This is a genomic window from Pseudoroseomonas ludipueritiae (assembly GCF_014490445.1).
Taxonomy (GTDB): domain Bacteria; phylum Pseudomonadota; class Alphaproteobacteria; order Acetobacterales; family Acetobacteraceae; genus Pseudoroseomonas; species Pseudoroseomonas ludipueritiae.
Genome location: NZ_JACTUZ010000158.1, coordinates 1 through 10,292, shown reverse-complemented (window position 1 = coordinate 10,292; position 10,292 = coordinate 1). Strand labels below are relative to the sequence as shown.

The following is a 10,292-nucleotide window of genomic DNA, read 5'->3' as shown; positions in this document are numbered from 1 at the left end:
GGCGGGGGTGGCGGCGGCGGAGTCGGCGTGGCCGACTGCGGCAGGTCCGGCGTCACCGGCTGGGTCGCATCCGGCGCCTGCTCGGGCGCCGGGGGCGCCGGCAGGGGCAGCGGGTTGGGCGCCTGGGCAAGCTGCGGGTTATCGGCCGGCATCAGCTCGACCGTGATGGCCTGCTCTTGCGGCTCTTGAAGTTCGGGCTTGGGCAGGCCGATCAGCAGCAGCAGCGCGATCAGCGCATGCAGTGCCGCCGAGACGGTCGCCCAGAAGCGGAGGCCAGAACGGGCCATCAGGGAAATGCCGTTCCTCTTAGCGCCGCTGCGGCTGGGCGGGCGCGGGGGTCGCGGGGCGCGCGCCACCGGCCGCCGGCGTGCCCGAGGGCTGCTCGGCCAGCAGGGCGACCTTGGTGAATCCGGCGGCGGAGACGGTGCCCATCACCTCCATCACCCGGCCGTAATTGATGCCCCGGTCGCCGCGCACGAAGATGCGGCGTTCCGGCGCCCCGGCGGGCTGCTCGGCCAGGATGGCGCGCAGGCGGTCCACCAGACCCTCCATCGGCACCTCGGATTCCTGGATGAAGATCCGGCCCTCGGCATTGACGGAAATGGTCAGCGGCTCGGTTTCCTGATTGAGGGCCGAGGCATTGGTCTTGGGCAGGTCCACCGGCACGCCTACCGTCATCAGCGGCGCCGCCACCATGAAGATGATCAGCAGGACCAGCATGACGTCGACCAGCGGCGTCACGTTGATCTCGGCCATCGCGCGGTAGCGGCCGCGGCCCTTGCCGCCGCCCATCCCGGACATCGCCATGGTTCAGACGCGCTCCTCGGCCTGGCGGGAGAGGATGGCGGCGAATTCGGTGGCGAAGCCTTCCAGGCGGCCGGCGAAGCGCGACAGGTCGGTGGTGATCTTGTTGTAGGCCAGCACCGCCGGGATGGCGGCCACCAGGCCGATGGCGGTGGCGAAGAGCGCCTCGGCGATGCCGGGGGCCACCACGGCCAGGTTGGTGTTGTTCATGCCGGCGATGGCGCTGAACGAATTCATGATGCCCCAGACCGTGCCGAAGAGGCCGACAAAGGGGCCGACCGAGCCGACGGAGGCCAGGAAGACCATCCAGCGCTCCATGCCGTCCATCTCGCGCTGGATGGCGACGGTCATGGCCCGCTCGGCCCGCTGCTGCATGCCGACGCCGGCGGGGGCGCCTTCACCCGGGCGGGTGGAGCTGCGCTCCCATTCCCGCATGGCGGCGCCGAAGACAGCGGCCATGGGGTGGCTCGGGCGCTCGCCTTCCGACTGGAAAAGCTGCTCCAGGCTGCCACCCGACCAGAACTTGTCCTCGAAGGCATCCGCCGCGCGGTTCGCCCGGCGCAGGCTCGTCACCTTCTCGAAGACCACCGCCCAGACCCAGATGCTGGCGGCAATCAGCCCCAGCATCACGAGCTTCACAATCCAATCAGCCTGCAGGAACAGACCCCACAGGGAGAGGTCGTGCGCCACCTGGCCGAGATCCGACGCACTCACGCTGCCACCCACGGCCATCTCCTTCGCCCCGGGCCGCCACGGCGGCCCTTCATCCCGTCAAGCGGGCGGCGTCAGGCCGCCCCGCTCAGTCATTCCGTTCCGCAAGGCACTGCGCCAGGGTTCGGGGATCGGCACGGGGCGCATGTTCTCGCTCCGCACACAAACCAGCCCGACCTTGAGCCTCGCCCTTTCGGCCCCCGACGCCGCATCCAGCACCCTCTGGTCGAGATCGACCGAGGCGCCGCGCAACGCCAGCACGCCTGTCTCGACCACCAGCGAATCGTCGAGCCGCGCGGGGGCCACATACTCCACTTCGAGCCGTCGCACCACGAGCAACGAAGCGTGACGTTGGATCATAAGTTGATGCGGCAAATCTATGGCACGCAACGATTCAGTACGCGCCCGTTCCGCCCAGCGGAGGTAATTGGCGTGGTAAACAATCCCGCCGGCGTCCGTGTCCTCGAAATAAACGCGCAGCGGAAAACGGTGCGGCCACATCGACTTCAGAAGCCCCCCAGCAGATCCGCTTGGCTGCCCTGCGGAGGCGTCATGCCAAGGTGGCGCCAGCCAGGCTCGCCCAGCACGCGGCCGCGTGGGGTGCGAAGAACGAAGCCTTCCTGGATCAGGTAGGGCTCCACCACTTCCTCCAGCGTGTCCCGCCCCTCGGAGAGCGCGGCGGCCAGCGTTTCCACGCCCACCGGCCCGCCGCCATGATGCTCGGCGATGCGGCGGAGGTAGCGGCGGTCCTGCGCATCCAGCCCGCGCGCGTCCACTTCCAGCCGCCGCAGCGAATCGTCGGCCATGGCCCGGTCGGCATCCTTGCCGGAGACCAGCGCGAAATCCCGCACCCGCCGCAGCAGCCGCCCGGCAATACGCGGTGTGCCGCGGGAGCGGTTGGCGATCTCCCGCGCACCATCCTCGGTCAGGGAGAAGCCGAGCTTCTGCGCGCCACGGCGGACGATCAGCAGCAGCTCCTCGGGTGTATAGAATTGTAGGCGCAGCGGAATGCCGAAGCGGTCGCGCAGCGGCGTGGCCAAAAGGCCGGCCCGCGTGGTGGCGCCTACCAGGGTAAAAGGCGGCAGGTCGATCCGCACGGTGCGGGCCGCAGGCCCCTCCCCGATGATCAGGTCGAGCTGGAAATCCTCCATCGCGGGATAGAGGGTTTCCTCGATCGCCGGCTGCAGGCGGTGGATCTCGTCCACGAAGAGCACGTCGCGCGGCTGCAGGTTGGTCAGGATGGCCGCAAGGTCACCGGCCCGCTGCAACACGGGGCCGGAAGTGGCGCGGAAGCCCACGCCCAGTTCCCGAGCCACGATCTGCGCCAGCGTGGTCTTGCCCAGGCCCGGCGGGCCGTGCAGCAGCACGTGGTCCAGCGCCTCGCCCCGCGCCTTGGCGGCCTGGATGAAGATGGAGAGGTTCTCGCGCAGCGCCTTCTGGCCGGTGAAGTCGTCCAGGGTCTGCGGGCGCAGCGTCGCCTCGGCGGCGTCTTCCTCGCTGCGGTAAGGATCGGAAATGCGGTCGCTGCCACTCATCGGGGTGCCAGCTCCTTCAGGCTCTCACGAATCAGTTGCTCCAGGGCCACCCCCTCGCCCAGCCGGTCGGCCACGCGGGTGACGACGGCCTGCGCCTCGGGCCGCCGCCAGCCGAGGTTCAGCAGCACGGAGACGGTCTCGGCCACCACGGAATTGGCGGGCAACGGCAGCGCGGCGCCGGTGCTGGGGGCGAAGGCGGGGCCGATGGGCATGCCACCGACCTTGCTTTGCAGCTCAGAAATCAGCCGCACCGCCAGCTTCGGGCCGACGCCCGCCGCGCGGGTCAGCGAGCCCTTGTCCCCGGCCAGGATGGCGCGGGCCATGTCGGCCGGCGAGAGGGCCGAGAGCAGGGAGAGCGCCACCTTCGGCCCCACGCTCTGGATGCCGGTCAGCAGGCGGAACCAGTCGCGCTCGGCGGCATCGGCGAAGCCGTAGAGGGTGATGGCATCCTCCCGCACCGCCGTCTCGATCAGCAGCGAGGCCACGGCCGGCGGCGCCGGCAGTGCCGAGAGCGCGCGGGAGGAGCAGGCGACCAGATAGCCCACCCCGTTCACGTCGAAGATGCAGCCGCCCTCGAAGGCGGTGTCCAGCTTGCCGGTGAGTTTTCCGATCATGGCAGCTTGCCGATCATGCCGGCACATATCCCTTCGCCAGCGCCAGCCTGCTGCCCCGGTGATGGGCGTGGCAAATTGCCACCGCCAGCGCGTCCGAGGCATCGGCCCGCTTCAGCGTGGCGCCGGGCAGCAGGCGGCGCACCATGTCGGCCACCTGGATCTTGTCCGCGTGCCCGGTGCCAACCACGGCGCGCTTCACTTCCATGGCCTGGTACTCGGCCACCGGCAGCCCGGCCAGCGCTGGCGCCAGCAGCACCACGCCGCGCGCCTGGCCCAGCTTCAGCGCCGCGCCAGGGTTCTTGTTGACATAGGTATGCTCCACCGCCGCCTCATCCGGCTTCCAGATCTCCATCAGCGCGTTCAGCGCCCGGTGGAGCTGGCAGAGCCGCTCGGCCAGCGGCAGGTCGGCGGTGGTGGAGACCACGCCATCGGCGATATGCCGCAGCCGGTTGCCCGTGCTTTCCACGACGCCCCAGCCGGTATGCTGGAGGCCAGGGTCCAGCCCGAGCAACCGGACGGTATTCATGCTTCCGCCAGCGCCTGCGCCACGGCGTCCGAGACCTCGAAATTGGCGGTCACGGTCTGCACGTCGTCATGCTCGTCCAGCACGTCGATCAGCTTCATGACAGAGCGCGCCTTCTCCTCGTCCAGCTCCACCGTCACATTGGGGCGCCATTCCAGCTTGGCGCTCTCGGCGGGGCCGAACTTCTCTTCCAGCACGTCGCGCACGGAAAACAGGTCCTCGATGCCCGTGCGGACCTCGTGGCCTTCCTCGGTGCTTTCCACGTCATCGGCGCCGGCCTCGATCGCGGCTTCCAGCATGGCATCGGCATCGGCCACGCCGGCCGGGTAGCGGATGACGCCGCTGCGCTCGAACTGGAAGGAGACCGAGCCCGTCTCGCCCATCGCACCGCCGAACTTGGAGAAGGCGGAGCGGATGTCGGAAGCCGTGCGGTTGCGGTTGTCCGTCAGCGCCTCGACGATGATGGCGACGCCGGCGGGGCCGTAGCCCTCGTAGCGCATCTCCACGTAATCCTCGCCGCCGCCTTCACCCGAGGCCTTCTTGATGGCGCGGTCGATGGTGTCCTTGGTCATATTGGCCACCCGCGCCGCCTGCACCGCCGAGCGGAGGCGCGGGTTGAAGGCCGGGTCAGGCAGGCCCTGGCGGGCGCTGACCGTGATCTCTCGGATCAGCTTGGCGAATGCGCGGGCGCGCTTGGCATCCTGCGCACCCTTGCGGTGCATGATGTTCTTGAACTGGGAATGGCCGGCCACGCGCTGCTTCTCCGGGATTCTCGTGTTGTTCCGGGCTGTGCCGCCCCTATACCGCCGCCCGCCGCCGGATGCGAGGGTCCGGCTTCTGTGACATGCTGCAACTGAGACGCTTTCGCTCTTGGCTTCGCCCCGCGGCCTGCCGCATGACAGTGCTGCAATGCACAGGAGGCCCCATCGCATGAGCAGTCCCTGGCTCGATACCCCGCAGCGCTATGGGCTGGTCAGCCGCGCGCTGCACTGGGGCATGGCGGCGCTCTTCGCCTGGCAGTTCGCCGGCATGGCCGTGCGTATCCTGGTCGGGCGGCATCCGCTGACGGCCTTCATGGTCGGCAGCCATGCCAGCATCGGCACGCTGCTCCTGCTGCTGGTGCTGCTGCGGGGTGCCTGGGGGCTGGCCAATGCCCGCCGCCGCCCGGGCCATGCGCCCGGGCTGATGGGCCGGCTGGCCACCGCCGGGCACCTGCTGCTCTATGCCATGATGCTGGTGGTGCCTTCCCTGGCGCTGCTGCGCGCCGCCGGCAGCGGCCGAGGCCTGGCCTTCTTCGGCATCCCGCTCTTCTCCCCCTTCCAGGGCGGACCGGTGGGCTGGATGGTGGCGCCGGCCAGTGCCGCCCATGGCCTGCTGGCCTGGACGTTGCTGGCATTGGTCGCCGGCCACGTGCTGATGGTGGTTGTGCATCGCTGGCTGTGGCGCGACGATGTGCTGCAGCGCATGGCCGGGCGCATGCCCGCCGGCCCCAGCAACGTCCAGCAGCAAAGAACCGCCGCATGACCGATGCCCACGCCATCACCACGCCCGAACAGCTCCAGGCGCTCTATGCCCCGCCGCGGGAGCTGGTGCTGAAGAAGGTGGCGGACCGCATCGACCCGCGCACCGCCAGCTTCATCGGCGCCAGCCCCTTCGCCGTGCTGGCCACCTTCGGCGCGCGCGGCCCGCATGTGACGCCGCGCGGCGATGCCCCCGGCTTCGTGGATGTGGTGAACGAGACCACCCTCGCCCTGCCCGACCGGCGCGGCAACAACCGCATCGACGCGCTGCGGGACGTGGTGGACAACCCCGCCGTTTCCCTGCTCTTCATGGTGCCCGGCGTGGGTGAGACGCTGCGCGTGGCCGGCAAGGCGCGCTTGACAACGGACCCGGCGCTCTGCGCCCGCTATGCCGTGCAGGGGCAGCTTCCGGTCACGGTGATGCTGATCTCCGTCGAGGAAGTCTTCATGCAATGCGCCCGGGCCATTGTGCGCTCCAAGCTCTGGAAGGCACCTGAGGCTCCGGCGCCGGTGCCCAGCGCCGGCCAGTTGCTGGAAGCCCATACCAAGGGGCTGGTGGTCGCCGAGGAATACGACCGCGAGCGCGGGCCCGTGGTGGCTTCCACCCTTTACTGAGCCGGAGGCGGAGCGGCCCGGTCCGGCCCCCCCCCCCGCTCCTTCTGCCGTCAGATCAGGTCCACGCCATCCGTCAGCACCTGGCGGTAGCCGGCCATGCCTTCCTCGGAATGCAGGATGTTGAAGGCCAGTTCGGCGCGGCTGGCGCCGGCCTGGAGGGAGCCAAGATGGGCGGCCAACCCTTCCGCCTCGGCCGCACGGCCTAGCACGCCCTGGTAGAGCGATTCCACGAAAGCCGTGTCATCCATCCCGCCGGTCAGCACCGTGTATTCGCGGGAGCCGACGATGCCGGCCACCAGCCCCTGCTGGTCCAGCCCATGCTCCATCAGCGCGCTGAAGCCAGCCAGCCCGGCGAGGTCCACCGCCCGGCCCAGCAGGCCGGCATAGCCGTGGCCGATCCAGGCCGCGTCCGCGTCCACGATGCGGATACCAGCCGCCGCGGCACCCGTCGGGTCCGCCGCCGCCTCGGCCGAGCCGGCGATGCCGGCGGCGACACCCGCCAGGCCGCCCTGCTGCGCCTGGCCACGCCAGAAGCCGATCTCCTCGGCACCCGCCTCACGGCCCAATACCTGCTGGTAGAGCTGACCGATCACCTGGTCCTGCGTCAGCCCGCCCAGATGCGCCTGCGCCTCGGCCGAGGCCAGCACACCGGCGGCGGCGCCGGAGAGGCCCTCGCCCTCCGCCTGGGCCGCCCAGAAGGACAGGCCGGCGGCCTCTGCTTCCCGCCCCAGGAGCGCGCGGTACAGCGCGGAAACCTGCGCCCCGGCGCTGTCGCCCGTGAAGGAGATGGTGCCGTCCAGCAGCTCCACCGTCTCGACGCCGGTGAAGGCGGTGTTGTGCTGCCCCGCCGCATCCCTCCAGGCCAGGGCGGAAATGGCGCCATCGGCACCTCGGGCCAGCGTGGCCTCGCCCAGCGTCAGTGCCTCGAAGCGCAGCGTGTCGCGCCCGGCGCCGCCCGCCACCACGTCCTGGCCGCCGGACGCGAAGATCAGGTCGTCGCCGCCACCGGCCTCGACCGTGTTGTTGCCACTGGTGCCGCGCAGCACGTCGGCGGCCTCGGTGCCGAGCAGCGGGAAGGAGAGCAGCAGGCCATTGGTGGTGCCGTCGCCCTCGTTCGGCGAGATCAGCAGCGGCTCGCCCAGCCCGCCCGGCGCATCCTCGGCCGGGATGAAGGTGACCACCTCCGGCGCGTCACCACCGACCGGAATCACGCCGGCATAGGAAACCTCGGTGGGGCTATCGATGCGGAAGGCCATCACGGCATCCGACCGCTCCAGCGCCACGAAGGCATAGAGCTTGCCATCCACCCGGCCGAGCGTGACGCTCTCCGGCTCCGGCCCCTTGTCGTCGGAACGGTCGTCATCCAGCAGCCCGGGAAAATCGGCGGCCAGGATGCGCTCCATCAGGTCGCCGGAGTCGTAGACCTGGGTCAGCCCGTCCTCGCCCACTTCCCAGATCGACATGCTGCGGCCGCCGAGGGCGTAGAGCACGTCGAGATCACCGTCGCCGTCGATGTCGCCATCCACGGAGGACACGGTCAGGCGGCTCAGGTTGCTGTTCTGCTGCAAGGCGGCCACGGCGGCGGCACCGCCGAAGGCGGCCTCGTCCAGCACCAGGTCGGCGACGCGGGCGGTATCCTCGTAGTCGCCGTATTCGCGGGCATCGCCCTCATTGGCGGTGACCAGGTAGGTCTTGCCGTTGTGCTCGAAGTTGGCGATGCCATCGGGCATGTAGAGGCCGCGCACCGGCACGGTGCGGATGTCCACGCCGCCATCGCGGTTGGAGGGGTCGATGCCATTGCCCTCCAGCGAGTGGTCCTTGGTGCCCAGCGCGAAGACATCGGTGAACTTCAGCGTCTGCAGGTCCAGCACGCCGATGGCGTTGTTCTCCTGCAGCGTGACATAAGCCTTGGTGCCATCGGCCGAGATGGTGGTGTATTCCGGCTCCAGGTCCTGCGCCGCCGTGGCGCCCGCCTTGATGCGCACGCCGGCGGCGCGCAGGGCATCGGCGTCGAAACCGTCGAAGCCCACGAAGGTGGGGGTCAGGGTGGCTGTATCGATCACCGTCACGCCGCCAGGGGCATCGGATTGCGTGCCGGCGGGCACCTGGGCAGCGTCGTAGTCGTAGGGCTGGCCCTCGATGGTCACCAGCAGGCGGCTGCCATCGGGCGTGAAGCCGATCTGGTCCGGCGTCGCGCCCACCTCCACCGTCTGCAGCAACGTGGCGGCGGTGCCGGCGGCGTCCAGCCGGTAGAAAGCGACATGGCCGTTCAGCCCGTTGGTGGCACCCTCATAGGAGACCGCCAGCAGGTCACCCTTCACCGCGACACTGGTGCCGCCGATGCTGCCTGCCAGGCCGGTGGCGCTGAAGGGCAGCGCGAAGCGCAGCGTGCCGGTGGCGGCGTCCAGCGCATCCACACCATTGGGGCCGAGGATGAAGATGATCTCGCGCGTGGCGTCATAGGCCGAGACCTCGGCGCCGCCGGTGGCGCTGCCACCCAGGGTGGCATGAGCGGTCGCGAAAAGCTGGGAGGCGGTAATCGTGGCGGGCATCGGGCTCACTGTTCCGGTGGATGCCCGCCGCTAGCCCAGGTTACGCTTCCTTTACTTTACGGCCGGGTGAAGGATCGATGACACCCGGCCGCGCCCCTCAGAATTCAGGCATGGCAGGCGCCAGTTGCCCGCCCATCCGCACCGGCGCCACCCGCAGGGCCAGGCCGGTGGCGTCGTCGGTTTCCACGAAGACGCCGGAAATGCTGGCCGGCCCCTCCGCCGGGGCCAGCTTCTCGCCCGGCACCTTCTTCCAGAAGCGCAGCGCGGCGGCGCCTTTCTGCATGCCGATGACGCTGTCGTAGTCGCCGCACATGCCGGCATCGGTCATATAGGCCGTGCCGTTCTCCAGGATGCGGTGGTCGGCGCTGGGCACATGCGTATGCGTGCCCACCACCAGGGAAGCCCGCCCGTCGAAGCTGTGCGCCATCGACATCTTCTCGCTGGTCGCCTCGGCATGCATATCGATCAGCACGGCCTGCACCGTGCCGCCGGCGCCCATGCTGTGCTGCGCCAGAACCCCCTGCACGCCCCGGAAGGGGTCGTCCAGCGGCTCCATGAACAGGCGGCCCATGGCATTGATCACCAGCGCCTTGCGGCCGCCGGGCACCTCCACCACCGTGGCGCCGCGCCCCGGCGTGCCGGGCGGGTAGTTCAGCGGCCGCACCAGGCGCGGCTCGCCGTCGATGAAGCCGATGATCTCCTTGCGGTCCCAGGAGTGGTTGCCCAGCGTCAGCGCATCCGCGCCCGCCGCCAGGAAGGCACGCACCATGTCCGGAGAGACGCCGAAGCCATGGCTGGCATTCTCCACATTCACCACGACCAGGTCGGCACGCAGGCGGGCCCGCAGGCCGGGCAGTTCAGTGGTGACCGCGTCGCGGCCGGCGCGCCCGACGACGTCGCCCAGAAACAGGATGCGCAAGGAACAGATTACCCTTCGGTACGGAAGAAACCGGCTTCGGTGGCGATGCCGTTCAGCGGCACGTCATGCGTGCCCGCGGGCACCTTTGCCACCTGCTGGCCGGCAAAGGCAACGCCCAGCGCCCAGGCGCCGGGCAGCGATGCCAGCGTGCGGTCGTAATAACCACCGCCATAGCCCAGCCGAAGCCCGGTGGCGTCGAAGGCCAGCAGGGGCACCAGCAGGGCTTCCGGCGCCACGGTTTCCGCCTCCTCCGGCGGCACCGAGGTCCCGAAGCGGCCCGGCACCAGCGGCTGCCCGAAGCGCCAGCGCCGGAAGACCAGCGGCTGGCCGCGCGCCGGCGTCACCGGCAGCGCCAGGGCATGGCCAGCGGCTTCCAGGCGGTGCAACAGGGGGCGGATGTCGATCTCGTCGCCCATCGGCCAGAAGCCGGCGACCAGCGCCCCACGCGGCGGCGGGCATTCGCGCAGCACGACCTGGGCCAGGGCCTCGGCGGCGCCGG

The 10,292-nt window shown here is 70.2% G+C and carries 12 protein-coding genes and 1 pseudogene; 2 read left to right on the top strand and 11 right to left on the bottom strand.

All coding sequences use genetic code 11. From position 1 onward, the window contains the following. The 8 genes and pseudogenes from IBL25_RS21700 to IBL25_RS21665 form a co-directional block, all read right to left on the bottom strand. Nucleotides 1–287, bottom strand: a pseudogene (locus tag IBL25_RS21700) (hypothetical protein); the annotation flags it as partial. Nucleotides 288–306: 19 nt separating this feature from the next. Then, the gene (gene tolR, locus IBL25_RS21695) at nt 307–807 is read right to left on the bottom strand and encodes a protein TolR (RefSeq protein ID WP_187780580.1); all 501 of its coding nucleotides are present in this window, start codon (nt 805–807) and stop codon (nt 307–309) included. Nucleotides 808–810: 3 nt separating this feature from the next. Beyond that, complete coding sequence (gene tolQ, locus IBL25_RS21690; RefSeq protein ID WP_187780579.1) at nt 811–1,536, bottom strand: protein TolQ; 726 nt, start codon at nt 1,534–1,536, stop codon at nt 811–813. Nucleotides 1,537–1,575: 39 nt separating this feature from the next. Continuing rightward, nucleotides 1,576–2,016, bottom strand: a complete 441-nt coding sequence (locus tag IBL25_RS21685) for a YbgC/FadM family acyl-CoA thioesterase (RefSeq protein ID WP_187780578.1) — start codon at nt 2,014–2,016, stop codon at nt 1,576–1,578. Nucleotides 2,017–2,021: 5 nt separating this feature from the next. Continuing rightward, entirely contained in the window at nt 2,022–3,050 is a 1,029-nt protein-coding gene (ruvB, locus tag IBL25_RS21680; RefSeq protein ID WP_187780577.1) for a Holliday junction branch migration DNA helicase RuvB, read from the bottom strand. Then, a complete protein-coding gene (gene ruvA, locus IBL25_RS21675) occupies nt 3,047–3,664 on the bottom strand; it encodes a Holliday junction branch migration protein RuvA (protein WP_187780576.1) in 618 nt (205 codons plus the stop codon). Before ruvA ends, ruvB begins: the two co-directional genes overlap by 4 nt. A gap of 13 nt (nt 3,665–3,677) precedes the next feature. Further along, entirely contained in the window at nt 3,678–4,190 is a 513-nt protein-coding gene (gene ruvC, locus IBL25_RS21670; protein ID WP_187780575.1) for a crossover junction endodeoxyribonuclease RuvC, read from the bottom strand. Then, nucleotides 4,187–4,939 (bottom strand): YebC/PmpR family DNA-binding transcriptional regulator, encoded by a 753-nt coding sequence (locus IBL25_RS21665; RefSeq protein WP_187780574.1) that lies wholly within the window; start codon nt 4,937–4,939, stop codon nt 4,187–4,189. Before IBL25_RS21665 ends, ruvC begins: the two co-directional genes overlap by 4 nt. A gap of 178 nt (nt 4,940–5,117) precedes the next feature. Between IBL25_RS21665 and IBL25_RS21660 the strand changes: the two genes are divergently transcribed. Together IBL25_RS21660 and IBL25_RS21655 are read left to right on the top strand one after the other, a co-directional pair. Beyond that, nucleotides 5,118–5,711, top strand: a complete 594-nt coding sequence (locus tag IBL25_RS21660; RefSeq protein ID WP_187780573.1) for a cytochrome b — start codon at nt 5,118–5,120, stop codon at nt 5,709–5,711. Next, entirely contained in the window at nt 5,708–6,322 is a 615-nt protein-coding gene (locus IBL25_RS21655; RefSeq protein ID WP_187780572.1) for an MSMEG_1061 family FMN-dependent PPOX-type flavoprotein, read from the top strand. The genes IBL25_RS21660 and IBL25_RS21655 overlap by 4 nt, the downstream gene beginning before the upstream one ends. Nucleotides 6,323–6,372: 50 nt before the next feature. Here the strand turns inward: IBL25_RS21655 and IBL25_RS21650 are convergent, their stop codons facing one another. The 3 genes from IBL25_RS21650 to IBL25_RS21640 form a co-directional block, all read right to left on the bottom strand. Beyond that, nucleotides 6,373–8,874: a choice-of-anchor I family protein gene (locus tag IBL25_RS21650; RefSeq protein WP_187780571.1), complete on the bottom strand. Its 2,502-nt coding sequence runs from the start codon at nt 8,872–8,874 to the stop codon at nt 6,373–6,375. A 97-nt stretch (nt 8,875–8,971) separates the two neighbouring features. Then, nucleotides 8,972–9,793: a TIGR00282 family metallophosphoesterase gene (locus IBL25_RS21645; RefSeq protein ID WP_187780570.1), complete on the bottom strand. Its 822-nt coding sequence runs from the start codon at nt 9,791–9,793 to the stop codon at nt 8,972–8,974. Between the two features lie 8 nt (nt 9,794–9,801). After that, the coding region (locus IBL25_RS21640; RefSeq protein WP_187780569.1) for a 5-formyltetrahydrofolate cyclo-ligase at nt 9,802–10,292 on the bottom strand (491 nt) is incomplete at its 5' end.

Coding starts and splice junctions, on each gene's coding strand:
- ruvA (WP_187780576.1), bottom strand. CDS start 3,664: ATGATCGGAAAACTCACCGGCAAGCTGGACACCGCCTTCGAGGGCGGC.
- ruvB (WP_187780577.1), bottom strand. CDS start 3,050: ATGAGTGGCAGCGACCGCATTTCCGATCCTTACCGCAGCGAGGAAGAC.
- IBL25_RS21655 (WP_187780572.1), top strand. CDS start 5,708: ATGACCGATGCCCACGCCATCACCACGCCCGAACAGCTCCAGGCGCTC.
- IBL25_RS21650 (WP_187780571.1), bottom strand. CDS start 8,874: ATGCCCGCCACGATTACCGCCTCCCAGCTTTTCGCGACCGCTCATGCC.
- IBL25_RS21660 (WP_187780573.1), top strand. CDS start 5,118: ATGAGCAGTCCCTGGCTCGATACCCCGCAGCGCTATGGGCTGGTCAGC.
- IBL25_RS21685 (WP_187780578.1), bottom strand. CDS start 2,016: ATGTGGCCGCACCGTTTTCCGCTGCGCGTTTATTTCGAGGACACGGAC.
- tolR (WP_187780580.1), bottom strand. CDS start 807: ATGGCGATGTCCGGGATGGGCGGCGGCAAGGGCCGCGGCCGCTACCGC.
- tolQ (WP_187780579.1), bottom strand. CDS start 1,536: ATGGCCGTGGGTGGCAGCGTGAGTGCGTCGGATCTCGGCCAGGTGGCG.
- ruvC (WP_187780575.1), bottom strand. CDS start 4,190: ATGAATACCGTCCGGTTGCTCGGGCTGGACCCTGGCCTCCAGCATACC.